This is a genomic window from Streptomyces sp. NPDC048192, assembly GCF_043202415.1.
Lineage (GTDB): Bacteria > Actinomycetota > Actinomycetes > Streptomycetales > Streptomycetaceae > Streptomyces.
This window is the reverse complement of sequence record NZ_JBIDAL010000005.1, coordinates 379,557-403,410: the sequence shown is the minus strand read 5'-3', so window position 1 is coordinate 403,410 and position 23,854 is coordinate 379,557. Positions and strand designations below refer to the sequence as shown.

General features: G+C 71.3%; 24 protein-coding genes. 13 read left to right on the top strand and 11 right to left on the bottom strand.

Annotated elements, in window-relative coordinates; genetic code table 11:
- Window positions 1-143: 143 nt before the first annotated feature.
- Window positions 144-1,766, top strand: a complete 1,623-nt coding sequence (groL, locus tag ACGFZN_RS12625) for a chaperonin GroEL (RefSeq protein ID WP_393858443.1) — start codon at window positions 144-146, stop codon at window positions 1,764-1,766.
- A gap of 96 nt (window positions 1,767-1,862) precedes the next feature.
- On the opposite strand, the gene ACGFZN_RS12620 is transcribed toward groL, so the two are convergent.
- The 4 genes from ACGFZN_RS12620 to ACGFZN_RS12605 all read right to left on the bottom strand — a co-directional run bounded on the left by ACGFZN_RS12620 (window position 1,863) and on the right by ACGFZN_RS12605 (window position 4,697).
- Window positions 1,863-2,540, bottom strand: a complete 678-nt coding sequence (locus ACGFZN_RS12620; RefSeq protein ID WP_393858442.1) for a Uma2 family endonuclease — start codon at window positions 2,538-2,540, stop codon at window positions 1,863-1,865.
- 59 nt (window positions 2,541-2,599) lie between these two features.
- A complete protein-coding gene (locus ACGFZN_RS12615) occupies window positions 2,600-3,421 on the bottom strand; it encodes a hypothetical protein (RefSeq protein ID WP_393858578.1) in 822 nt (273 codons plus the stop codon).
- Between the two features lie 249 nt (window positions 3,422-3,670).
- The gene (locus ACGFZN_RS12610) at window positions 3,671-3,874 is read right to left on the bottom strand and encodes a DUF397 domain-containing protein (RefSeq protein ID WP_393858441.1); all 204 of its coding nucleotides are present in this window, start codon (window positions 3,872-3,874) and stop codon (window positions 3,671-3,673) included.
- Window positions 3,858-4,697, bottom strand: coding sequence for a Scr1 family TA system antitoxin-like transcriptional regulator (locus ACGFZN_RS12605; protein ID WP_393858440.1), 840 nt, complete (start codon window positions 4,695-4,697; stop codon window positions 3,858-3,860). Before ACGFZN_RS12605 ends, ACGFZN_RS12610 begins: the two co-directional genes overlap by 17 nt.
- Window positions 4,698-4,812: 115 nt before the next feature.
- On the opposite strand from ACGFZN_RS12605, the gene ACGFZN_RS12600 reads away from it, so the two are divergent.
- The 3 genes from ACGFZN_RS12600 (at window position 4,813) to ACGFZN_RS12590 (ending at window position 8,150) form a co-directional block, all read left to right on the top strand.
- Window positions 4,813-5,232 (top strand): hypothetical protein, encoded by a 420-nt coding sequence (locus ACGFZN_RS12600; protein WP_393858439.1) that lies wholly within the window; start codon window positions 4,813-4,815, stop codon window positions 5,230-5,232.
- A 114-nt stretch (window positions 5,233-5,346) separates the two neighbouring features.
- The gene (locus ACGFZN_RS12595) at window positions 5,347-6,471 is read left to right on the top strand and encodes an NADH:flavin oxidoreductase (protein ID WP_393858438.1); all 1,125 of its coding nucleotides are present in this window, start codon (window positions 5,347-5,349) and stop codon (window positions 6,469-6,471) included.
- Between the two features lie 86 nt (window positions 6,472-6,557).
- Entirely contained in the window at window positions 6,558-8,150 is a 1,593-nt protein-coding gene (locus ACGFZN_RS12590; RefSeq protein ID WP_393858437.1) for a carboxylesterase/lipase family protein, read from the top strand.
- 6 nt (window positions 8,151-8,156) lie between these two features.
- Here ACGFZN_RS12590 and ACGFZN_RS12585 read toward each other — a convergent pair whose 3' ends face one another.
- On the bottom strand, window positions 8,157-8,726 hold the full coding sequence (locus ACGFZN_RS12585) for a hypothetical protein (protein WP_393858436.1): 570 nt from the start codon (window positions 8,724-8,726) through the stop codon (window positions 8,157-8,159).
- 99 nt (window positions 8,727-8,825) lie between these two features.
- Here ACGFZN_RS12585 and ACGFZN_RS12580 point away from each other — a divergent pair, with 99 nt between their 5' ends.
- Entirely contained in the window at window positions 8,826-9,479 is a 654-nt protein-coding gene (locus ACGFZN_RS12580; RefSeq protein WP_393858577.1) for a class I SAM-dependent methyltransferase, read from the top strand.
- A gap of 4 nt (window positions 9,480-9,483) precedes the next feature.
- Here the strand turns inward: ACGFZN_RS12580 and ACGFZN_RS12575 are convergent, their stop codons facing one another.
- The 3 genes from ACGFZN_RS12575 to ACGFZN_RS12565 all read right to left on the bottom strand — a co-directional run bounded on the left by ACGFZN_RS12575 (window position 9,484) and on the right by ACGFZN_RS12565 (window position 11,902).
- Entirely contained in the window at window positions 9,484-9,795 is a 312-nt protein-coding gene (locus ACGFZN_RS12575) for a hypothetical protein (protein ID WP_393858435.1), read from the bottom strand.
- A 96-nt stretch (window positions 9,796-9,891) separates the two neighbouring features.
- Window positions 9,892-10,815 (bottom strand): N-acetylmuramic acid 6-phosphate etherase, encoded by a 924-nt coding sequence (gene murQ / locus ACGFZN_RS12570; RefSeq protein ID WP_393858434.1) that lies wholly within the window; start codon window positions 10,813-10,815, stop codon window positions 9,892-9,894.
- A gap of 181 nt (window positions 10,816-10,996) precedes the next feature.
- On the bottom strand, window positions 10,997-11,902 hold the full coding sequence (locus tag ACGFZN_RS12565) for a MurR/RpiR family transcriptional regulator (protein WP_393858433.1): 906 nt from the start codon (window positions 11,900-11,902) through the stop codon (window positions 10,997-10,999).
- A gap of 65 nt (window positions 11,903-11,967) precedes the next feature.
- On the opposite strand from ACGFZN_RS12565, the gene ACGFZN_RS12560 reads away from it, so the two are divergent.
- Window positions 11,968-12,351 carry a hypothetical protein gene (locus ACGFZN_RS12560; protein ID WP_393858576.1) on the top strand — a complete coding sequence of 128 codons (384 nt, stop codon included), beginning with the start codon at window positions 11,968-11,970 and terminating at the stop codon, window positions 12,349-12,351.
- Window positions 12,352-12,366: 15 nt separating this feature from the next.
- Window positions 12,367-12,645, top strand: coding sequence for a DUF4031 domain-containing protein (locus ACGFZN_RS12555; protein ID WP_393858432.1), 279 nt, complete (start codon window positions 12,367-12,369; stop codon window positions 12,643-12,645).
- A 42-nt stretch (window positions 12,646-12,687) separates the two neighbouring features.
- On the opposite strand, the gene ACGFZN_RS12550 is transcribed toward ACGFZN_RS12555, so the two are convergent.
- Window positions 12,688-13,764 (bottom strand): GNAT family N-acetyltransferase, encoded by a 1,077-nt coding sequence (locus ACGFZN_RS12550; protein ID WP_393858431.1) that lies wholly within the window; start codon window positions 13,762-13,764, stop codon window positions 12,688-12,690.
- A gap of 501 nt (window positions 13,765-14,265) precedes the next feature.
- Here ACGFZN_RS12550 and ACGFZN_RS12545 point away from each other — a divergent pair.
- From ACGFZN_RS12545 to ACGFZN_RS12530, 4 genes are read left to right on the top strand one after another with little or no spacing between them, the layout of a single operon-like run.
- A complete protein-coding gene (locus ACGFZN_RS12545; protein WP_393858430.1) occupies window positions 14,266-14,580 on the top strand; it encodes an SseB family protein in 315 nt (104 codons plus the stop codon).
- The gene (locus tag ACGFZN_RS12540) at window positions 14,577-15,146 is read left to right on the top strand and encodes a hypothetical protein (protein ID WP_393858429.1); all 570 of its coding nucleotides are present in this window, start codon (window positions 14,577-14,579) and stop codon (window positions 15,144-15,146) included. Before ACGFZN_RS12545 ends, ACGFZN_RS12540 begins: the two co-directional genes overlap by 4 nt.
- Window positions 15,146-19,852, top strand: coding sequence for a putative T7SS-secreted protein (locus ACGFZN_RS12535; RefSeq protein ID WP_393858428.1), 4,707 nt, complete (start codon window positions 15,146-15,148; stop codon window positions 19,850-19,852). Before ACGFZN_RS12540 ends, ACGFZN_RS12535 begins: the two co-directional genes overlap by 1 nt.
- The gene (locus ACGFZN_RS12530) at window positions 19,849-20,199 is read left to right on the top strand and encodes a DUF6086 family protein (RefSeq protein WP_393858427.1); all 351 of its coding nucleotides are present in this window, start codon (window positions 19,849-19,851) and stop codon (window positions 20,197-20,199) included. The genes ACGFZN_RS12535 and ACGFZN_RS12530 overlap by 4 nt, the downstream gene beginning before the upstream one ends.
- A gap of 485 nt (window positions 20,200-20,684) precedes the next feature.
- On the opposite strand, the gene ACGFZN_RS12525 is transcribed toward ACGFZN_RS12530, so the two are convergent.
- Window positions 20,685-21,329: a hypothetical protein gene (locus ACGFZN_RS12525; protein WP_393858426.1), complete on the bottom strand. Its 645-nt coding sequence runs from the start codon at window positions 21,327-21,329 to the stop codon at window positions 20,685-20,687.
- Window positions 21,330-21,379: 50 nt separating this feature from the next.
- On the opposite strand from ACGFZN_RS12525, the gene ACGFZN_RS12520 reads away from it, so the two are divergent.
- Entirely contained in the window at window positions 21,380-22,048 is a 669-nt protein-coding gene (locus ACGFZN_RS12520; protein ID WP_393858425.1) for a maleylpyruvate isomerase family mycothiol-dependent enzyme, read from the top strand.
- 141 nt (window positions 22,049-22,189) lie between these two features.
- Window positions 22,190-22,903 carry a copper homeostasis protein CutC gene (locus tag ACGFZN_RS12515; RefSeq protein WP_393858424.1) on the top strand — a complete coding sequence of 238 codons (714 nt, stop codon included), beginning with the start codon at window positions 22,190-22,192 and terminating at the stop codon, window positions 22,901-22,903.
- A 49-nt stretch (window positions 22,904-22,952) separates the two neighbouring features.
- Here the strand turns inward: ACGFZN_RS12515 and ACGFZN_RS12510 are convergent, their stop codons facing one another.
- A complete protein-coding gene (locus ACGFZN_RS12510) occupies window positions 22,953-23,624 on the bottom strand; it encodes a hypothetical protein (RefSeq protein ID WP_393858423.1) in 672 nt (223 codons plus the stop codon).
- Window positions 23,625-23,854: the final 230 nt, after the last annotated feature.

Below are 23,854 nucleotides of genomic sequence, written 5' to 3'. Positions count from 1 at the left end.
AAGGTGAGAGTGACAGTGAAGGACCGGGTCGGTGAGGCCCGCGGGCTGGGTGGGGCAAGGAACCACGAGGCCGGCGAGCCGTCCGTCGCGGGCGCGGGCGCGGTCCGAAGGAATCACCCCCAGTCCTGGAGGGACCACTTCACATGGCCAAGATCATCGCGTTCGACGAGGAGGCGCGGCGCGGCCTCGAGCGCGGCATGAACCAGCTCGCGGACGCCGTGAAGGTGACGCTCGGCCCCAAGGGCCGCAACGTCGTCCTCGAGAAGAAGTGGGGCGCCCCCACGATCACCAACGACGGTGTCTCCATCGCCAAGGAGATCGAGCTCGAGGACCCGTACGAGAAGATCGGCGCCGAGCTGGTCAAGGAAGTCGCCAAGAAGACGGACGACGTCGCCGGTGACGGTACGACCACGGCGACCGTGCTCGCCCAGGCCCTGGTCAAGGAGGGCCTGCGCAACGTCGCCGCCGGCGCCAACCCGATGGCGCTGAAGCGCGGTATCGAGAAGGCCGTGGAGGCCGTCTCCGCCGCCCTGCTGGAGCAGGCGAAGGACGTCGAGACCAAGGAGCAGATCGCCTCCACCGCGTCCATCTCCGCCGCCGACACCCAGATCGGCGAGCTGATCGCCGAGGCCATGGACAAGGTCGGCAAGGAAGGCGTCATCACCGTCGAGGAGAGCAACACCTTCGGTCTGGAGCTGGAGCTCACCGAGGGCATGCGCTTCGACAAGGGCTACATCTCCGCCTACTTCGCGACCGACATGGAGCGCATGGAGGCGGTGCTCGAGGACCCGTACATCCTCATCGCCAACTCCAAGATCTCCTCGGTCAAGGACCTGCTCCCGCTGCTGGAGAAGGTCATGCAGTCGGGCAAGCCGCTGCTGATCATCGCCGAGGACGTCGAGGGCGAGGCCCTGTCGACCCTGGTCGTCAACAAGATCCGCGGCACCTTCAAGTCCGTCGCCGTCAAGGCCCCGGGCTTCGGCGACCGCCGCAAGGCCATGCTCGGCGACATCGCCATCCTCACCGGTGGCGAGGTCATCTCCGAGGAGGTCGGCCTCAAGCTGGAGAACGCGACCCTGGACCTCCTGGGCCGCGCCCGCAAGGTCGTCATCACCAAGGACGAGACCACCATCGTCGACGGCGCCGGCTCCTCGGACCAGGTCGCGGGCCGCGTGAACCAGATCCGCGCCGAGATCGAGAACAGCGACTCGGACTACGACCGCGAGAAGCTGCAGGAGCGCCTGGCGAAGCTCGCCGGCGGTGTCGCGGTCATCAAGGCCGGCGCGGCCACCGAGGTGGAGCTCAAGGAGCGCAAGCACCGCATCGAGGACGCCGTCCGCAACGCGAAGGCCGCCGTCGAGGAGGGCATCGTCGCCGGTGGTGGCGTGGCCCTGCTCCAGGCCTCCCAGGTCTTCGAGAAGCTGGAGCTCGAGGGTGACGAGGCGACCGGCGCCAACGCCGTCCGCATCGCGCTCGAGGCCCCGCTGAAGCAGATCGCCGTCAACGCCGGCCTCGAGGGCGGCGTCGTGGTGGAGAAGGTCCGCAACCTCACCCCGGGCCACGGCCTGAACGCCGCGACCGGCGAGTACGTCGACCTGGTCGCCGAGGGCATCATCGACCCGGCGAAGGTGACCCGTTCCGCGCTGCAGAACGCCGCCTCCATCGCCGCGCTGTTCCTCACCACCGAGGCCGTCATCGCCGACAAGCCGGAGAAGGCCGCCGCGCCGGCCGGCGGCGGCATGCCGGGCGGTGACATGGACTTCTGATCGACCCTAGGGTTGATCGCCTGTCCTCACGGACCGAGGGCGGCACGTCCAGCTTCCGGCTGGGGGTGCCGCCCTCGGGCGTTTTCCGGGTTCGGTTCAGTCGGCGTAGTCCTTGAGGTCCTCCGTGTTCAGGGTGATGCCGACCGGAGGCGGGAGCTGGACCGTCGCGCCCCAGGAGTAGGAGGGCGACTGCTGGTAACGGCCGTCCTTGGGGTCGCTGTGCACGACGATCGTGTCGTCGTCCCGGTCGATCAGCAGGTAGACGGGGATACCGGCCTCGGCGTAACCGCGGACCTTGTCGACGCGGTCCCGCCGGTCGGTGTCACGATCGCGAGAGATGACTTCCACGACCATGAGGACGCCGTCGGGGTCTGCCCAGTCGCCTTCCTGGGCGATGAAGTGGTTGAACGGCGCCAGCGCACCGTCCGCACAGGCGTGGCCCTTGCGGTAAGCGCCGATCTTGAGCTGCTGCTCGGGGTAGATGGCCAGTTCGGGGCGCAGCTGCATGAACAGCCGCATGAGCCACACGATGATGCCCCGGTGACGCTGGTCCGGCAACGGCTTGACCTCTAGCTTTCCGTCAATGAGTTCGAGCTTCACGCCCTCCGGAGCCTTGTGGGCCAGCTCCTCGAAGTCCTCGACCGAGATGCGGTCGCCCTTCACGTACACGCGGCCGTTGATGAACTCCAACCGCACGTTCTCCGGTGCCCTGCGGGCAAGTTCCTCGAAGTCCTCGGCGGACATCTGCGGGCGCTGGGCGGTGCTGGGGGTCATGGCATTGCCTCCTCCCCTCCATCGTGCCCCGGACCGATGTGGTCGGACCGTAGGAGCGGTCATACGGGTGTCCTTTCTCGTCGCGTGGACGCCATAGCAGCGCGAATCCCGGCCGCGCGGCCTTGGACCACCGAAGGAGCCAGGGGCGCGTGGGAGCGCGTCGGTCCGCGCCCGCCCCGGCAGCCCGCACACACGCCCCCCGGCAGCGCCTCCGGCCGCCCCGGCACCCCGCACTCCGCGCACTCCAGCAGCCGCCGGGGCGCCGGACGGGGGACCGGTTCCGGTGGCACCTTGTCGACCAGACGGCGGCGGACCAGCGCGGCCGGGTTGTGGACCGGCGTCGGCAGGCCCGCCGTCAGGGCGTGGACCACCTCTTCGTCGCTCGCCCCGCGCGCGAACCACTCCGTGAGCAGCGGCGCGAGTACGGCGCAGTCGGCGGCGGACAGCGCCAGCACGGGCGCCGTACGGCCCAGGGCGGCGAGCAGGATGTGGGCGCGGGACCGGGTGGGGCGGGGCGAGGGTCCGGCCGGCACCTCCGGTACGTCGCCCCGCGTGAACGCCGCCCACCAGGCGTCGTCGCGCGCGGTACGGGACCACCACGATCGGGTGATCCAGCGGGTGCCGCCGTCTTCCGTCTCCAGCCGTTCCCTGCCCCGCCGCAAGTGGCCTGCCGCCTGGATGCGGTTGAGGGCGGTACGCAGCGCGCACTGGCCGTAGGGGAGTTGCTTGGCCAGGGTCTTCACCGAGATGTCGGCGCCTTCGGGGAGGCGGTCGAGGTACCCGGCGACGGCCGCCTCGCGGGGCGGGAGGTGCGAGAAGTCGTGGTTCGTGCACGGGTGTTGGTCCGGCGCCGAGCGCTTGCCGTAGCCCGGATTGGCCATCGGGTGCGGGGTCGCGTGCGCGGGCAGGGAGGCAGGGCTAAAGTGGGTGTCAGCCACGGGATCGGGGTCCGTCCGGTCTCGTCGGTCAAGCCCCCGCAGGTGTTGGTAGCACCTGACGGGGGCTGTTCGTTATGCGGGCACGCTAGAGCCTCGTGACTGTCCGTGGCAAGTCGAACGCGTGAGGTCAACTCGAAGGGCGGGAGGGCGGGTTGGGCCCTCCGCCCGTTCCTTGAAAAGAGGGCTCGGGGATCAGGGCTTGAGCCCCGAGACGAACGCCGACCAGGCCTCGGCCGAGAACACCAGCTTCGGTCCGCCGGGGGACTTGGAGTCGCGGACGGGGACGAGGGCGGGGACGTCACGGGTGACTTCCAGACAGTCACCGCCGCTGCCGCCGCTGTAGGTGGACTTGAACCAGGTGGCCGCGCCCAGGCGATGGTCAGGGAGGTTCCTCATGGGCGTAATCCTGCGCCATCGTCTCGATGAGGGCCAGGGACTTCTCGGGGGCGAGTGCGCAGGCCGTGAGGAGTTCGTAAGTGAACCTCCGGTGCCTGACCGTCGCCGGGTCGTCCTCCAGCCGTCCGGTACCGGGGCCCTCGAAGTAGACAAGCGGAGGGGCGTCTTCGAAGTCCATCAACTTGATGGCGCCCTCCATTCCCGCGTGGGCCCCCGCTTCGAACGGCAGCACCTGCACGATGACCCGGCCTCGGTGAATCAGGTCGGCGATGTGCCGCAGGGCCTCCGCCATCACCTCGCGCCCACCCGTCACGCGACGCAGTGCGGCCTCGTCGAGCACGGCCCACAACAGAGGGTTTGTTGGATCGTCGAGAATGCGGGCCCGCTCTATGCGGTCCCTCACCAACTGGTCGATCCTCTCCTCGGGTGCCGTCGGGTCGTAGGCCTGGCACACGGCCCGCGCGTACGCCGGGGTCTGGAGCAGTCCAGGGATCAACTGGGGTGCGTACTGCCTGATTGCCGTCGCTTGAGCTTCGGCCTCCGCCGCCTCGGCGAAGTGCTCCGGATACTTGGAGTCGGCCGAAGCCCCGCAGTTGCGCGTGAAGAAGCCCCCGGTGCCCAGCACCTCGTCCAGCATCCGCGCGTACTCCGGCTGCATCCGCCGCGTCCCCGCCTCCAGTTGCCCGATGAACGACCCGCTGACGAACAGCCGCTGCCCCAGATGCTCCTGGCTCAGGCCCTTCCTCTCGCGGGCGTGCCGTAACTCCGCGCCCAGCAGAGCGCGTGGTGATGAGGACGGGTCGAGGTCCTTCGGTCCGGGCATGGCAACTCCTCATCCGACGGGCAACGTTGTTGGGACGCCGTATCTGGCCAGGTTAGGCCGCCGACGGCCACGCTGTGTGGTGAAAGGGAACACTCAGCGTGGAGGAAATGGCGCAATGGAAGTGAAGGAAACGAACGCCGGGGACAGGCCCGCCCGGACGGCCGAGGAAGCCGTCGAGCGGTTGCGCGCGGCCCTGTGCCGGGTCGGCGTCGTCCTGCCCTCGCTGCGGGTCGACCCGTTGAGCGCCTCGGGGGAGGATCCGTACGCCCTGGTCGATCTGGGGCGCTGCAACATCGGTGTCGCCTCGCGGCTGGCGGCCGCTCTGAACCGTGCGTGCGAGTACGCCGTCGACGTGCGCAGCGGTCGGGTCGGTGAGGTGATGGGGCGCGTGGGCGGCCGGGTGCAGCTGCGTCCCCTCGGCGGCGGGCGGGAGTGGGACTGCCCGCCGGAGTCGGTCGAGCCGGCGCCGCCGGACGCGGTGCTGCGGGAGCGGGTGCGGCAGTTGAACCGGGCCAGTGTGAGCGGCGTCACCTGAGGGCCCGGCGGGGCCGGGAATGTGGCCCGGCGCATAGGCGGTTACTTCAGAAGCTGCAACAATGCGCACACACATACCGTCCGGTCAGCAGAGTCATTCACCAGGAGCCCCCACGTGACCGTCACCACGCCCGCCTCACGCGCGGCCCAGATCCTGTCCCGCCCGATCACGCTGAACGGCCTGACCGTGCCGAACCGCATCGCGATGGCGCCGATGACCCGGATGTTCTCCCCGGGCGGCGTCCCCGGCGAGGACGTGCGCTCCTACTATGCCCGCCGCGCCGCCGCCGGTGTCGGCCTGATCGTGACCGAGGGCACCTACGTCGGCCACGAGTCGGCCGGCAACAGCTCGCGCGTGCCCCGGTTCCACGGTGAGGAGCAGCTCGCCGGATGGGCGAAGGTCGCCGAGGACGTGCACGCGGCGGGCGGCACCATCGTGCCCCAGCTCTGGCACATCGGCATGGTCCGCGAGCAGGGCCAGAACCCCTTCCCGGACGCTCCCGCGATGGGCCCCTCCGGCCTGGTCACCGCCGGCGCCGAGCCCACCGGCAAGGCCATGACGCAGAAGGACATCGACGACGTCGTCGCCGCGTTCGCCCAGGCCGCCGCCGACGCCGAGCGCATCGGCTTCGACGGCGTGGAGATCCACGGCGCCCACGGCTACCTGGTCGACCAGTTCCTGTGGGAGGGCACCAACCGCCGTACCGACGCCTACGGCGGCGACCCGGTGGCCCGTACCAAGTTCGCCGCGGAGATCGTCGCGGCGGTCCGCGAGCGGGTCTCCGCCCAGTTCCCGGTCATCTTCCGCTACTCGCAGTGGAAGCAGCAGGACTACACCGCCCGGCTCGCCGAGACCCCGGAGGAGCTGGAGGCGATCCTCACCCCGCTGGCCGCGGCCGGCGTCGACGTATTCCACGCCTCGACCCGCCGCTACTGGCTGCCGGAGTTCGACGGCTCGGACCTGAACCTGGCCGGCTGGACGAAGAAGCTCACCGGCAAGCAGACCATCACCGTCGGCTCGGTCGGCCTCGACGGCGACTTCATCAACGCCTTCCAGGGCGAGGGCTCCCCGGTCAAGGGCATCGACAACCTCCTCGACCGGCTGGAGGCCGAGGAGTTCGACATGGTCGCCGTGGGCCGCGCGCTGCTCCAGGACCCCGAGTGGGCGGCCAAGGTGCTCGCCGACCGCTTCGAGGAGCTGAAGCCGTACGACGCGGCTTCCGTGAAGACGCTCAGCTGAAACTCCTTCTTTCCGGTGCTTTCGACGGGCACTCGTGATCGCCGCCGGGCGTTCTTCTGATGACCAGCGAGGAGCGAGGAGCGAGCATGACGACGAGCGAGTCCCCGTCCCCGGAGAGCGGCGCCCCGCGCGGCGGCGTCCCGGACACCGACGGCCCCGGCCCCGTGGTGCGCACCGCGTCCGGCGCGGTGCGCGGCCGGCGCGAGCAGGGGCTGTCGGTGTTCCGGGGCATACCGTTCGCCGCCCCGCCGGTCGGCGCGGCCCGCTTCCAGGCCCCGCGCCCGCCCCGCCCCTGGGACGGGGTCCGCGAGGCGTACGCGTTCGGCCCGCCGCCCCCGCAGGAGACCGGCTTCCTGGGGCGTACGGCCCAGCTACCCGCCCCGCAGACGGACGACTGGCTCACGGTCAACGTCTGGACGCCCGACCCCGACCCGGCCGCCGCCCGCCCGGTGATGGTGTGGATCTACGGCGGCGCGTTCAAACTGGGCCACGGCGGCCAGCCGGGCTACGACCCGCGGCACCTCGTCCACGAGGGCGATGTGGTGGTCGTCACCTTCAACTACCGCGTGGGGATGGAGGGTTTCGCCCACTGGGACGGCGCCCCCGCCAACCGCGGCCTGCTGGACCAGGTGGCGGCCCTGGAGTGGGTCCAGCAGAACATCACGGCCTTCGGTGGCGACCCGGCCCAGGTCACGGTCTTCGGCGAGTCGGCGGGCGCGGGCTCCATCGCCTCCCTGCTGGCGATGCCCAGAGCGCGAGGCCTGTTCCGGCGCGCGGTGGCCCAGTCCGTGCCCGGCACGTTCCTCTCCGCCGGGCTGGCCCGCGACCTGGCCGCGGCACTGGCGGCCGAGGCGGGCCGCGGTCCCGCGGCCGCCGACCTGGCGGCGGTCGAGCCCCAGCGCCTCACCGAGGCGGGCGCGGCGCTCGGCGCCAAGATGGCCCAGTACACCGACCGCTGGGGGCAGGTCGCCCCGACCACCGTGCCGTTCGCCCCGGTCGTCGACGGCGAGATCCTCCCCACCACCCCCTGGGAGGCGCTGGCGGCGGGCACGGCGCGCGAGGTGGACCTCCTCGTCGGCCACAACCGCGACGAGTACCGCCTGTTCCACATCATGTCGGGCCGCTACGGCAGGATCACGGGCGACCTGGCGGCGGCGACCCTGCGGCTGTACGCCCCGGGCGGCGAGGCGGGCGAGAAGGCCTACCGCGCGGCCTACCCCGAAGCCTCCGCCGAGCAGCTCTTCGAACGCGTCCAGACCGACTGGCTGTTCGCGATCCCCACCCTGCGGCTCGCCGAGGCCCAGCACACCGGCGGCGGCCGGGCCCACGTCTACGAACTGACCTGGCCGGCCCCCGAGAGCGGCGGCCTGATGGGCGCCTGCCACGCCCTGGACATCCCGCTGCTCTTCGGCACGTACGGCGCGGACCTGGGCGGTCTGCTCTTCCCCGGCGGCAGGCCCACACCGGAGGCGGAGCGGCTGTCCGTCTTCATGCGCGGCGCGTGGACGGCCTTCGCCCGGACGGGCGATCCCGGCTGGCCGGCCCACGACCCGCACACCCGCCTGGTGCAGATCCTGGACGCCGAGCCGTCCGTGGCGCCGTACCCGGAGGAGCGCAGCAGACGCATCTGGGAGGGACACGGCTTCCCGCCGCTGCCCCTGCCGGCGCCGCCGGCCTGACGGACCCTACAGGTTGCCCATGGGCTCGATGTCGACGTGCACGGGCGTGCCCCACACCCGCAGCACCTCGTAGTCGGTGAACTCGTGCACGAGCCGGTACGCCATGGCGGGCCGCGACGAACGCCGCTGCGCGGCGAGATAGGCCTCGGCCTCCCGCCGGTCCCTCCGCGGTGTCCCGCACAGCTGCCACTCGCGGCCGTTCCACGCCTCCGGCAGCCAGCGCTGCTGCGGCTGCGGCCGGTCGCCGCGCACGCCGTACCGGGAGGGCGCGGTGGGGGCGGGCCCGGCGGTGCCCGGCCGGCCCTGGTACTCCGACCGCCGGGCGGCCCGCCGCCGTGTCTCGCACAGCAGACACAGATCGGGCGCGCTCTCGTCCACGGGCCCGTGCGGATGCTCCGGGCACCGGGTGGCGGGCGCGCCGCCGGCGACACTCTCGTCCAGCAGATCGAGCGCCCGCCGCAGATCCGCCTTGATCTCGTGCAGCCGGGCATCCGGGGTGTCGGCGCTCAACGCCTCCCCGTGCTCCCCGAGCACCCGAAGCGCCCTGCCCAGAGCGGCGAGCTGGCCGTGATTCATAACAGTCCGCGCAGTCCTCGAGTCCCTCGACGTCCAGTGCCCCCGACACCGGGAATCTCAAGGGTAGGCCAGCCCCGCCCGGCCTAGGGTGGCAGCGTGCTGCCGAGCCGCGTCGAGGACGCTTTGCATCGCTTCAACGCCGCCCATCCCTGGGACCACAACGCGCACTATCACCCCTGGCTATTGCGGCAGTTGCCCCGCCGCCGTCTGCGCGCCGCGCTGGACGTGGGGTGCGGGAGCGGCGATCTGGCGAGGCTGCTGGCCCGCCGGGCGGAGTCGGTCGTCGCGGTGGACGCGGAGCCCCGGATCCTGGACCGGGCGCGGGAGCTGACGGACCCGGGAGTCCCCGTCTCCTACGTCCTCGCCGCCGCCCCGGACGGCCTTCCCGCCGGTCCCTACGACGTCATCACCTGTGTCGCCGTACTCCATCACCTCCCCTTCGCCGAGACCCTCACCCGGCTGCGGAGCGAGCTGGCCCCCGGCGGAACGCTGCTCGTCGTCGGCTGCGCACGGGCCGCCGGTCCGGTCGACCACGCGCTGGGGCTGGCCGCCGTACCGCTCAACGCGCTGACCGGGTGGGTCAAGACCCGCGGGCGGCCGGTGACCGGGCGGCCCGTGTCCATGACCGCGCCCACCCGGGAGCCCGGGATGACCTGTGACGAGGTGGAGCGGGCGGCCCGTCGGGTGCTTCCGGGGGCGCGGTTCCGGCGACGTCTGTTCTGGCGTTACACGCTGGTGTGGCGTGCGCCGTGAGGGCTCAGCGGCGGCCCTGGATCAGGCTGTCCGCGGGGCAGGCGGGCGCGGCCTTGCCCAGGGGCAGCGGGGACACGGTCTTGACCACCGGCTCCACGATCAGCTCGTCGGCGCAGGCGGCGGTGCCGGTGGCGGTCCAGTGACCCTGGGCGCCGGTGTGCGCCCGGGCGGCGGGGGTGCCGGGGTGTGCCTGGGCGGCGGGGGCGCCCGGGTGCGGGCGGGCGGTGAGGGCGTCGGCGTGTGCGGGGGCGGCGAGGGCGGCGGCGGAACCGGCCGTGAGGGCGGCGGCGGCCAGCAGCTTCTGCATCTTCGTCATGCCGGGGGAACGACCGGCCACCGCCCCGCGTCACGCCGTACGGCCACCCGGAACGGTCACCGGGGACGCCCCCACGCTGCGGCCGGCCTGGACGGCTCAGCCGGTCGCCTCTCCCAGGGCCGCGCGCAGGTGGCCGTCCGACTCCTGGAGCAGGCGCGCGGCGGTCGGGGCGTCGACGCCGGTGAGGAGGGAGAGGATCGCGTTCTTGACCTCGCCGCCCGACTCGGTGAGGGCCTTCTCGATCTCGTCGTCGGACGCGCCCGTGGCGAGGGACACGATCCGCCGCGAGCGGGCCCGGAGTTTCTCGTTCGAGGCGCGGACGTCGACCATCAGGTTCCCGTAGGTCTTGCCCAGCCGGATCATCGTGATCGTCGACAGCATGTTGAGCACCAGCTTCTGCGCCGTGCCCGCCTTCAGCCGGGTGGAGCCGGTGATCAGCTCGGGACCGACCACCACCTCGATGCCGTGCTCGGCGGCGGCCGCGAGCGCGCTGTGCTCGTTGCAGGCCAGCCCGATGGTCAGCGCGCCCAGCGCACGGGCGTGCCGGACCGCGCCGACCGCGTAGGGGGTGCGGCCGGAGGCGGAGACGCCGACGACGGTGTCGTCCGGGGTGAGCCGCAGCGCGTCCAGGTCCCGGCGGGCCAGCTCCCCCGAGTCCTCGGCGCCCTCCACGGAGGTGACCATCGCCTCGGGTCCGCCCGCGATCAGGCCGACGACCTGCGCGGGATCGGTGTTGAAGGTGGGCGGGCACTCGGAGGCGTCCAGCACCCCGAGCCGGCCCGCGGTGCCCGCGCCGGCGTAGATCAGCCGCCCGCCGCGCTCCATGCGCGCGGCCACGGCGTCGATGGCGGCGGCGATCCGGGGAAGCTGTGCCGCGACGGCGGCGGGGACGGTGGCGTCCTCGCCGTTCATCAGGCGGGCGATGTCGAGGGTGGGCAGCCGGTCGATGTCGGCCAGCTCGGGGCGGAAGGCCTCGGTGGTCAGGGAGGCCAGTTGGGCGTGCAGGTCGGGCGAGTTCATGAGGGGGGCGGCTCTCTCCGGTGGCAATCTGGTTCGGGCGGGTGGCCTCCCTGGGGGCGGGGCGGTGTCCCGGCGCGGCCCCGCCGCGCTGGGGGTCTCCCCGGGGCCGGGCCGAAGCCGCGAACCCGGGGAACCAGCCGCACACGACCCGCAGACGCCCACAGGCGGCCGGCCCTGCGGTCTATCGCGAAGACGTACGGTGCCGATGGGCCAGCGCCTCGTACGACGCGGCCAGAGCAGGCGCGGCCGATTCGTACGTGCGCTGCGCCACTCCCACGAACAGGCAGTCCACCACGAGCAGTTGACTGGTCCGCGAGGACATCGCGGCCGGTCGCAGCTCGCTCTCCCGTGAGGTGGACGTGGTCAGTACGTGGTCGGCGTACTGGGTGACCGGCGAGTCCGGCCGGCCGGTGATGGCCACGGTCGTGGCCCCGTGCTCGAAGGCGACCCGCAGCGGCTCGATGACGTCCCCCGTCGAGCCGGAGTGGGTGATGGCGATCGCCACGTCACCCGAACGGAGCTGCACCGCGTTGGTCACGGCGAGATGCGGATCGCTGTGGGCGTGGGCTATGAGCCCTATGCGGAGCAGTTTCTGGGTGAGGTCCTGGGCGACGAGCCCGGAGGCCCCTATGCCGTACACGTCGGTGCGCCGGGCGGCGGCCAGCGCGCCGACGGCCGCGCCGAGCTGGACGGTGTCCAGTCCGGCGGCCGTGTCGGCGAGGGTCTGCTGCTCCTCGTAGGCGAGTTTGGCGACGACGTCGGCGATGGGGTCGTCCACCGCGATGTCGGTCGTGATCGCCGGCGCCCGGCCGGACTGCTGCTGCGCGGCGAGGCCCGCGAGTGCCAGGCGCAGATCGCGGTAGCCGGGGTAGCCGAGCAGCCGGGCGGTGCGGACGACCGTGGCCTCACTGGTGCCGGTGAGCTCGGCGAGGCCGGTGACCGTGAGGGCGGCGCAGCCGGCCGGGTCGCTCGCGACCGCCTCGGCGACGCGCTGCATGGACCGGGTCATGGACGGCGTCAGGGTGCGCACCTTCGCGGCGAGGGAGCCGCCCGGGCTGCCGAAAATTTCCTTCACGTCCTGGGTCACGAATGAAAGATATTTTCGGTTCGGCGTCCCGGTCAAGAGTGCGCACAATGGGTTGTATGGAGCCCATCAGTCCCTTGAGTCCTCTGGAACAGGCGTTGCACGCGGCCCGCGCCCTCGTCCTCGCGGACCTGGTCGCGCGCGAGGTGGCGGAGGCGGACGTGGTCTCCCTGGTGGAGGACTCCGTGGCCCAGCGCCGCTGGTGGCTCGAACAGTGGCCGGACGGCAGGGCCTACGTCGCCGGACTGGTCGCCCAGGACGTCCAGGACGCGCTGCTGGAGCGGTACGGCCGCTGGCCGCTGTGCCCGGTGTGCGTCTCCGGCGACCCGCACGCCCTGGACGTGGAGCCCGAACTGGGCCCCGACCCGCACTGGGTGTGCCACAAGGCGGGCGTGAAGGTCGCGGCCGTCGGCGCGCTGGGCTCCGCCACGGGCGGCACGGCGTCCTCGTGACGCGATGAGGCGCCCGTGACCCTCTACATCGACCCACCCGCCTGGCCCGGCCACGGCCGCATGTGGTCGCACCTGGTCAGCGACACGTCCTACGACGAACTGCACACCTTCGCCGAGACGCTGGGCGTGCCGAGGCGCGCCTTCGAACGCGACCACTACGACCTCCCCTCCCACCGGTACGCCGACGCGGTGGCGGCCGGCGCGGTGGAGGTCAGCAGCCGCGAAGTCGTACGGCTGCTGTGGGAGTCGGGCCTGCGCAGACGCAAGGGGACGGCGGGGCGGGGCGGTTCGTAGGCGTCGGCGCGACGGCGGCGGACCGGCGCGCAGCGGACCCGCTCAACCGCGCAGTTCGTAGGCGAACTCCTCACCCTCCTCGCCTTCGTCGCTGACCCGCGTGAACCCGGCCCGGCCGACCACCGCCTGGGAGGCGGTGTTGTCCCGGTCGACGGTCGCGAACACGGAGTCGACGTCGTCGCGGGCCAGCGCCCAGTCCGCGAGCGCGCGCAGGGCCTCGGTGGCGTAGCCCTGGCCGCGGGCGCCCTCGACCAGGTCGTAGCCGATCTCCACCCGGCCGTCCTCGTCCGGGACCCCGTGGAAGCCGATGCCGCCGATCGCCCGCCCGTCCTGGTGCCGGACGAGCACGAAGACCCCGAACTCGGGCCGATGCAGGCCCGCTTCGTACGCCTTCACCAGCATCCCGGCGGCCTCCCGGGTGCCCTCGTACGGACCGCCGTCGAGCCAGCCGAAACCGCCGTCGCCGCCCAGGCACAGGTCCCGCGCGGCGGCCGGGCGGACCCCGGTCAGGGTGACGCGCTCGGCCGGGATGACGAGGTTGTTGTTCCAGCGCCACTCGGTGACCCGGGCGCGACCGGGCAGCTCGCCGCGCCCGGTGGCCCACAGCAGGGTCGGCCAGGGAGCCGGACCGGGCTGGACGTGCGGGAAGAGGCAGGCCAGGAGCGCCTCGACGAGACCGGCCGGCGGTTCGTAGGGCAGGCCCAGGCCAAGAGCCATGTCGTGCGTGTGCAGCAGCACCTCGGCGATGCCCATCGCCGCGAAGCCCTCGGCGTCGGCGCTGCGGAAGGGATAGGGGTGGAAGCCGCGGACGCCGGGCGGCGCGGTGCGGACGGCGGCGGCGAGCAGCGCGCCGGTGGTCTCGATGACGTGCAGCAGGCCGGCGTTGTCGGTGCCCTCGTCCAGGGTCAACTCGAAGGGCACGTAGGCGTCCTGCGCGCGTCCGGCCAGGTTGGCGGCGTAGGCGATGAGGTCGTCGGCGACATGCACCGCGGTGGCGTGGCAGTCCCACTCCAGCGGCCCGGCCGGTACGCCCTTCCAGTCCCGGCCCACCGCCGCCCGCAGCACCGCCGTAGCACCCGCCACGGCCTCGGTCACATCGTCCCCGCTTATCGGTCGCATGGGGCGAACCCTAGGGGGCGGGGGTGGGTGGGGGCGACAGCATTACGAATGCCGGCTGCCCTGCCATGGACGACGAGTCGACTTCGGCTTGGCCGGTTGTGCGGGGCGTCGGAGGCCTGCCGCGGCTGCCCGGGCGGGGTCGGATTCCCGCCAACCCGTGCGCGGATCGCCCTGCCGCGTTGCTCTCGGCAACACCTGAATGTGATGATCCGGCGTATGGCCGAACACGGGGGTGACGCCGGCCCGGCCGCAGGTATACGCAGGTCAAGGCTGGCGGAGTACGCGGAGATGGCGGGACGCGGCGACGGACCGGCTCCCGTACCGGGCGGCCCGAACACTCCTTCTTTGCCAGAGCATTCACTTTCCTTTACTCCGGGTGGCGTCCGGGACACCGGCCCGGGAGTGGACGAGGTCCGGCGTGGGCGGCGTGAGTTCGCTGCTGTGCTGGGCGCGTTCCGGCGTGGTCGTGTCGTGGTGCCGTGCGGGGAGAGCGGGGCCGCGTTGACGGTGGAGCTGCACGGGATGCGGTGGCTGCTGGCGTTCACCGGCGAGGCTGCGCTGGCGCGGTTTGCCAGGGCGCGGGGTGAGGGCGGCCGGTCCTGGCGCTACCGGAGGGTGTGGGGTGCGGCGGTGCTGGATGCGGGTGTGCCTGCGGTGGCCGGGGCGACCGGGTTGCCGTGTGGGGTGTTGGTGGATGCCGGTGATGGTGAGCGGGGGCTGGTGCTGCCGCCGGTGACGGGGATCGTGCCGGAGGCGGTCGCCGTGGACCGGCAGCACGTAGAAGCGGAGTTGCGAGGAGAAGGGGGAGGGTTGTGACGACGCCGGGCGGGGGCGGGCAGCCGGATCTGCGGGTGCAGGGGCTGGCCCTGATGGCGGAGGGCATCAACAAGGCCCTGGACGAGCTGGATGCTCTGGGCGCGATGAAGGGCTGGGCCGATGCGGGCCGGGGTTTCACGTCGTTGGAGATGGACGGCAAGGACGCCGGGGACGACCGTCTCGGTGCGGTGCTGCACGCTTTTTGTGAGCGGTGGCAGTGGGGGGTGCGTGCGCTGGTGGAGGAGGGCAACGCGCTGGCGCAGGGGATGGGGCTGGCGGCGGGCACCTTCCATCAGACGGACGAGTACGTGAAGGGTTCGTTCAAGGTCGCCTACAACTCCGCTGTCGGCGACCCCTTCGCCTCCAACGACCAGGTGGCCAAGGAGAGCTGGGACCAGATCAACCATGCGGGCATGACGACCGGGTACGGGGCGAAGGACCGCGAGAGCCTGGTGCAGTCGGTGCAGAAGACCGGCACGGGCATGCTGCACGACGTCGAGACCAGCGAGGGCCTGCCGGGCGACCCGGTCACCTCGGTCCTGGGTGATGTGGCTGGCGGTAGCTGATGTCGTTCGGCAGCAAGTTCAATCATGTGGTGGGTTCGCTGAAGTCGGGCTACGACTCGGCGAAACGGGAGACCGGCCACCTGGTCGACGAAGGCGCGCACCATCTGGGTGATGCGCTGGACTACGTCGGTGCGCACGGGACGGCGGACAAGGTCGACGGCTGGGGTGACAACGTCGCCTCCAGGCTGGGCGCGCACGTGGACGAGCAGCAGCTCGGCGAGAGTGAGGACCCGAAGGAACTCATCCACGGCGATCCGTCGAAGCTGCGCGAGACGGCGGGGCACTTGAAGAACTTCGCCGCCGCCTTCGGCGCGGTGGCGGGAGGGATGCAGAAGCTGGACTCCTCCGATTTCCGGGGTGAGGCGGCCGACACCTTCCGCAGGAAGTTCGCCGCGCACCAGGTCAAGTGGCGTCAGGCCGCTGAGGCGTGCGGTCAGGCCGCCTCGGCGTTGGAGGGCTTCGCGCACACGGTGGAGTGGGCCCAGGCCCAGGCGCGCGAGGCGGTGGCGAAGTACCGGGAGGGCACCGCCGCTTCCAAGGCCCACCACCAGCAGGTGCAGGCCTACAAAGATGCGGTGGAGCAGGGCAGCAAACACCCCGGGCCCAAGCCGCCGGAGCAGGATCCGGGGGATGCGGCCAGGGGTGCGGCCGAGCAGATCCTTGCCGCCGCCCGGCGCCAGCGCAACCAACTGGCCGCGGAGGCCGCCGACCGTGTCAAGGCCGCCCTGGAACACGCCCCGCACGAGCCGTCGGCGTTGAACCAGCTGAAGCTGGACGGCGCCGATGTGCTGGATGCCGCCAAGACGGAGGACATGCGGTTCTTCGGCGGCTTCGTCCGCGGGGTCGGCGACCTGAACAACCTGCTGCGCAACGCCAACCCCCTCGACCCCTACGCCCTCACCCACCCCTACGAAGCCCTCCAGGCCAAGGTGGAGTTGCTGGGCGGTGCGGTCCACATGCTCACCCACCCGACCGAGACCGGCGACAAGCTGTGGAACTCCTTCCTCAAGGACCCCGGCGGGGTCGGCGGCGAACTCGCTCCCCAGTTCCTCATTCCGGAAGCCGGCGCGGAAGGAGCGGCGGTCGACGGCGCCCGGGCCGCCGAAGACGGGGTGAAAGGCGCACAAGGCGCGGAGGAAGCGGCAGCCGGTGAGGGCAGCGTCGCGGAATCCGGAGGGGACGCCAGGGGCAACGCGAACGAGAACCCCGAGTCCAGTGCGCAGCAGCACCAGGACAAGGAGTGCCTCGACGACCCGGTGGATGCGGCGTCGGGCTACATGGTGCTTCCGCAGACGGACCTGACTCTGCCCGGAGCCCTGCCTCTGGTTGTCCGGCGGTACTTCAACTCGTCCTATCGGTCCGGGCGCTGGTTCGGCCCGAAGTGGTCGAGCACGCTGGACCAGCGGCTGGAGATCGACGCCGAGGGCGTGGTGTTCGTCGCCGAGGACGGGCTTCTGCTGACCTATCCCCACCCGGCGCCCGGCCTGCCGGTCATGCCGGAGCGCGGCCCCCGCTGGCCGCTCGACCGGGTCGCCGGCGGCTACACGGTGATGGCACCGGAGACCGGCCGCACCTGGCACTTCGAGGACCAGAGCGAATCCCTGGCCCTGCTGCGGCAAATGGACGACCGCAACGGAAACTGGATCGCCATCGACCACGACGCGGAGGGAACCCCTCTTGCCGTAGAGCACAGCTGCGGCTACCGCGTGAACCTGTCGACGCGGGACGGCCGCATCACCGGCCTCCACCTGGTACGCGGTGACCAGGCCGAGGCCGAGACGGTCATGCGGTACGGCTACACCGACGGCCACCTCACCGAGGTGATCAACTCCTCGGGCATCCCGCTCCGGTTCGAGAACGACGAACTCGGCCGCATCACCGCCTGGATCGACACCAACAACAGCCGCTTCACCTACCTCTACGACGACCAGCACCGCTGCATCGAGCAGTGGGGCGAGGCCGGTCACGTCCACAGCCGCTTCACCTACAGCGACCCCGACCCGGCCTCCGGCACGCACGTCACCACCCGGACCGACTCCCACGGCCACCAGACGAACTTCCTGATCAACGAACGCTCCCAGGTCATAGCCGAAACCGACCCCCTCGGCGCCACGACGCACTACGTCCGTGACCGCTACAACCGCCTGCTGTCCCGCACCGACCCCCTCGGCCACACCACTGCCTTCAGCTACGACGAGTCCGGCAACCTGACCGAGATCGTCCGCCCCGACGGCCGGCGCACGACAGCCACGTACAACAGCCTCGGCCTGCCCACGAAGATCACGGGCACTGACGGTGGTGTGACCCGCTACGAGTACGACGCCCGGGGCAACCGCACGTCGGTCACCGACCCCGCGGGCCGCACCACCCGCTACACCTACGACGAAGCCGGTCAGCCCACCTCAATCACCGACCCCCTGGGCAACACCACCCTGATCCGTTGCAACGCAGCCGGACAACCCATCTCAATCACCGACCCCCTCGGTGCCGTCACCCGCTACACGTACGACGCCTTCGGCCGCACGACCGCCATCACCGACCCGCTGGGTGCGGTCACCCGCCTGGAATGGTCGGTCGAGGGCAAACTCACCCGGCGCATCGACCCCGACGGCACCGAAGAACGCTGGACCTACGACGGCGAGGGCAACTGCACCACCCACACCGACCAGATCGGCGGCGTCACCCGCTTCGAACACACCCACTTCGACCTGCTGACCGCCCGCACGGGCCCCGACGGCGTCCGCTACGAGTTCGAGCACGACGCCACCCTGCGCCTGACCCGCGTCACCAACCCCCAGGGCCTGACGTGGACGTACGAGTACGACGCGGCAGGCCGCCTGACCCGCGAGACCGACTTCGACGACCGCGTACTGACGTACGAGTACGACGCGGCAGGCCGTCTGCTCTCCCGGAGCAACCCCCTCGGTCAGACCATCACCTTCGAACGCAACGAACTCGGCCAGGTCGTCCGCAAGGACGCCGCCGGCAAGGTGACGACGTACGCCTACGACTTCACCGACCAGTTGGCACAAGCCACCAACGACGACTCGACGCTGACGCTGCTGCGCGACCGGTACGGCCAGCTCGTCTCGGAGACGGTCAACGGCCGCACGATGACGCACAGGTACGACGAGCTTGGCCGACGCACAGGCCGGACGACTCCCACCGGAACGGAAAGTACGTGGGCGTACGACGCGATCGGCAATCCCACGGCCCTCACCACCCACGGCCACACCCTCACGTTCACTCACGATGCAGCCGGCCGGGAAACGTCCCGCCGACTGGGCCAGGTGAACCTCACCAACACTTACGACACCGCAGGCCGCCTCAGCGCCCAGACTGTAACTGGCCCCGCCGACAGACTGGTCCAGCACCGCGCCTACACCTACCGCCCCGACGGCTACGTCACCCGCATCGACGACCACCTCGGTGGGACCCGCCGCTACGGCCTCGACGCTGTCGGCCGGGTCGCCACCGTCCGCGCCGCCAGCTGGTCGGAGTCCTACGCCTACGACGCGGCAGGCAATCAGACTCAGGCCCACTGGCCGGACGCTCACCCGGGAGCTGAAGCAAGGGGATTGCGTAGGTACGAGGGCACCCGGATCACACGGGCCGGCGCAATCCGCTACGAATACGACGCCGCCGGCCGCATCACGCTCCGTCAGAAGATCCGCCTCTCCCGCAAACCAGACACCTGGCGCTACACCTGGGACGCGGAGGACCGCCTCATTTCCGTCATCACCCCGGACGGCACCCTGTGGCGGTACCACTACGACCCGTTGGCTCGCCGCATCGACAAGCAGCGTCTCGCCGAGGATGGGCGAACGGTCGTGGAGCAGGTGGACTTCACCTGGGACGGTGCCACCCTCTGCGAGCAGGCCACCAGTTCCGACACCAACCCCAATCCGGTCACGCTCACCTGGAACCATAGAGGCGTGCGGCCGCTCCTCCAGACGGAGCGAAGAGCTGTCGACAATGTGGCGCGGGAAAATATCGACTCCCGTTTCTTCGCCATTGTCACCGATCTGATCGGTACTCCGAGGGAACTGGTCGACGACGGCGGCACCGTCACCTGGCGCACACGTGCGACGCTATGGGGTTCGACGACCTGGAATGCGGACGCCACCGCCTACACGCCGTTGCGTTTTCCCGGCCAGTACTACGACCCCGAGAGCGGACTTCACTATAATGTGCGCCGCTACTACGAACCTGTTGCCGGCCGTTATGCCACCCCGGACCCCCTGGGGCTTGGCCCGGCTCCCAACCCAGTCGCGTACGTCAGCAACCCGCACGGGTGGATCGATCCGCTTGGTTTGACTCCATGCCCACGTGACGGCGCCTCGAACCGGGAACGGCCTCCTGTCGAAGGGGACACGAACTACCAGGTCGACAACCCGAACGACCTGTCGGACACCATAACCGATATCGACCGGATTGAGGATGGCGTGCTGTGGGAAGAGAAGACAGCCACCGGTGCACATCCCAACATGAACTACGAGAAATGGATTGCGAAGAATGTCCACGGTAAGCTCGACGCTTACCTTCGGGCCCGTCAATACATGCCCGGTTACACCGATGCTCCCATCGGAATGAGCTTTACTGAGCCGGGAGCGACACCTGCGTTCCGTTCTGCGGTAGAGTCCGCGATTGATAACTGGCGGGCGACTCATCCAGGGGTCGACGTGCGAATCAGGTGGGCCGATTGAGCTGTTTTGTCGACATAGACGGAAATGATGTCTGGAATCCGGCGAACCAGGTCGCGAAACTCTTCATCGGCCAGGCCAGGGCCACTGCTGACGCCTTCCGCCTGGACAGCGGTGTCGGCGATGTCATCGAGGACCAGTGTGGCATCGACGGCAGGGCGTTCACGTCGTTCGTCACGACACTGCTCACCGAGTACGAACGCACCAGCAATCCCACACTGCGTCGTCTGACCGAGGGCGTACTGGTGATCAGCCTCGCTCTGCTGAAACGGGCCGGCCTGCCCCCGGAACCGCCCGATGAGTGGCGAGAGTGCGTAAACGCGCAGGAGCGTCACATGCCGAAGCCCTGAGTAACAACGGTTCCGTGGCACCACGGCGTCCGCCTCCCGTCGCTCCTCAGGCGAAGAGTTGACGCAGGATCGCCGTGTGGTCCTCGCGGAAGGTGTCGTTCGGAGGGCTCCAAGTATTCATTTGGGACCGATTCTGGGCACAGAGGAGCGGCCGTCGCCGCTCCGTTGGGCCTTGGCATGACCTTCGCTTCTCCGTGGCTGCGAGGCAAGGAAACAACTCCCATAGCTGTGGGGACACAAATGGGCACCGCCTTGGGCCGCCGTATCACGGCCGACTGCCGGGCTGCGGGGGGAATTGGCGGAGCCCGGGGACCTGACCGCCACGGAGCTTCGAGCGGCGGTGGCGCGTTGCCGAAGCGGGATGTGTTGCGACGGTACCGAGCCCAGTGAATGGCCTGGACATGGTGAAGTGTGGAGCATTGCGCTCGGATGACGGGCGGGGGAGAGGGAGCGGTGACCGTCCCGCTCGGAACCGCCCGACCGTGTCAGGCCGACAGCATCTCCAGCTCCGACGTGAGGTTGTAGCGCGCCGTCGCCTCCCAGTGCTCACGGCCGTACGGCGTGTGGAACAGGCGGGGGAGGGCGAGGAGTTGGCGGAGGACTGCCGCGCGGCCCTCGCGGAAGGCGTCGTTCGGGACGAAGTGGTACTCCTCGCGGACCTCGGCGGTGTAGGCGGCGTACGCGGACGGGGGTGCGGCCAGGATGGCGAGGTCGGCGTCGCAGAGGACCTGGCCGTCGGGGTCGTCGGCGGACGGGTCGTGGGTCAGGGTGAGGCGGACCAGGCGGGCCACCTCCGCCGTCTTCGCCTCCGGGACGCCCGCTTCCGGCAGGGCGCGCTCGGCCAGCCGGGCCGAGCGTTCCTCGTTCTCGGAGCGCTCGGGAAGGTAGACGGCGTCGTGGAACCAGGCGGCCAGGCGTACGACGTCCGGGTCGGCGGCGTACTTCTCCAGGACGTCGATGTGGTCGAGGACCGCCGTGAGATGCGTGACGGTGTGGTACCGGCGCTGCGGCTCCTGCCAGCGGGCGAGCAGGTTGTCGGCGTACGGCGTCGGGTCGGGGCCGCCACCGGGGGCGCGGGCTGCTTCCAGCGCGCGGGTGAAGCGGAGGCGCAGGGCGTCGAGGTCGGCCATGTGCCCATTGTTCCGTGACGCACGCCGTCGGCGCCCCTAGCGTGGCCCCCATGACTGACGTACTGGAAGCAAGGGACCCCGAACTGCCCGGACGGCTGCTCGGCCTCGAGCGGGACGCCCTGATACCGCTGCTGCGCTCGCGTCCGGACGCGGACTTCGCGCTGCCGACCACCGCGTGTCCGGGGTGGTCGGTGCGGGATGTGCTGGCGCACTGTTCGGCCGCGTTGATCAGGGTGGTGGAGGGCCGGTTCGAGCGGGGCGTGTTCTCGCCCGAGTCCAACGACCGGGACATCGCCGAGCGTGCCGAGTGGTCGAACGCGCAGGTCGTGGACGAGCTGGAGCGCGGGATGACCGAGGCCGGACCGGTGATCGCCGAGGCGGGCGGGGCGCTCGACATGATCGCGCTGGGGGAGTGGGTGCACGCCGGTGACGTGCGCGACGTGCTCGGCGCGCCGGGGGCGTACGCGGGGGCCGGGCTGCCCGACGCCCTGACGCTGCTCGCCCGGATCACCCGGGAGAGGGATCACCTGCCGCTGCACGCCGACCTGGACGACGTCGACGAGCCGCTGCGGTTCGGCGCGCCGGTGGCGGCGGCGCCGCCCGCCCGGTACATCGGCGACGCGGCCACGCTGGTACGGCTGTACGCCGGGCGGCGGGTGAACGGGGACGGGTACGAGCTGGCCGGCGCCCGGGAGGGGGACCTCAACATCTTCGGCTGACGGGGGTTCCCTCGGGTGGCGAGGGAACCCCGCCCGGCACAGGCGTAGTCTTGGAATTGGACTAGACCTGTAGAGCCGTCGGTCGCGTCGGCCGTACCCGCCGCGGAGCCGACGAACGCCGATGAAGACGAATGGGGTGCCATGAGCAAGCGTGCAGTCCTGGAGGTGATCGCCCTCGACGTCGAGGACGCGGTCGCCGCCCAGGCCGGAGGCGCGGACCGCCTGGAACTCGTCACCGACATGGCGGCCGACGGGCTCACCCCGCCGGCGTCCGTCTTCGCCGGGATCCGGGCCGCCGTCGACATCGACCTGCGCGTGATGCTCCGCCTCACGGACGGGTTCGCGGCCGGTGACGTCGCACGGCTGGTGGGCGTGGCCGGGGAGCTGCGAGAGGCCGGCGCCGACCAGTTCGTGCTCGGGTTCCTCGACGGGGACGGCGGGGTGGACCTCGCCGCGGTGGAACGCCTGGCCGACGTGCTGGACGGCTGTGCGTGGACCTTCCACCGGGCGATCGACCGCGCCGCCGACCGCGACGCCCTGCGCAAGCAGCTCGACGGCCTGCCCGGCCTCGACACCTACCTCACCGCCGGTTCCCCCGCCGGGGTGGACGAGGGGCTGCCGACGCTGGTCGCGGAGGCGGGGCGGCGCGGCGAGCCGGGGTACGGCCAGGAACTCCTGGTCGGCGGCGGCCTGCGCCTGGAGCACGTGCCCCGGCTGCGGGCCGCCGGGATCGACGCCTTCCACATCGGCGGCGCGGCGCGCTCCGCGGGGTGGGACGGGGCGGTCTCCGAGCAGGCCGTGGCCGAGTGGCGCAGGGTGCTGGACGGGGGAGTCGCCCGGCAGGTGGTCCCCTAGCGCCTCGGGCGGGTGCCGGCGGGCGGGCTCTGGTTCCTCGGGTGTCCGGCTAGCCGTTCAGCGGCCGCAGGCACAGCGACAGGTCGCCGTCCTTGCTGTATTCCGGATCGGCGAGATAGTCCCCGGACGGACAGGAGCCGCTGTCCGGGGAGAGGACCCGGAACTCGGCCTCCGACGAGCCGCAGTCGACGGGCCGCAGATCCTGGTGAGACCAGTCGCCGTCGTTCCGGGCGCAGGAGCCGACCGTCAGGGCCGGGTGCTCACTGCCGCTGGGGCCGACCACCAGTCCGATGACCATGAGGGCAGAAACGGCCAGCACCACCAGGCCGAGCAGGCACAGCGGGATCAGGGCCAGCACCCCGGCCGGCCGCTTGAACACCGGCTTGCCCGGATCCAGCGGCGGCCGCCATCCGGTCGTGACCGTGGCGGGGATGCGCCGTATCGCGGACCGGGCGCCGAGATTGATCAGCAGGGTGACGGGCGTGATGAGCACCGACATCGGACCCCACCAGCCCTGCAACAGGGTGTCGGCCTGCATCTGCCGGAAGACGGCCAGGCCGCAGGTGTGGCACAGGACGCCCCGCCGCCGCAGGAACCGCATCACGACCAGCATGCCCTGGTGGCCACGTACCGTCACCGGCGCGGCGGGCGCCGCCCCGCAGACCTCGCACACGGCGGCCGGAGCACCCGGCGGCAGTGGCGCGCCACCGTACTGCGGCACCGTGGCAAGGGCGGGTGGGTACGCACCAGGCCCCTGGGCGTACGGCCCCGGAGCCGGTTGGTGCGGTCCAGGAGCGGCCTGGTACGGCCCGGGACCCGCCTGGTACGGCCCAGGACCGGGCGGGTACGGCCCGGGGGACTGCTCGTACGGCCCAGGACCGGGCCGGTACGGCCCCGGAGGCTGCTGGTACGCCGGGTGCGGGGGCGGTGGAGTGGTCAACGGAGACCTTT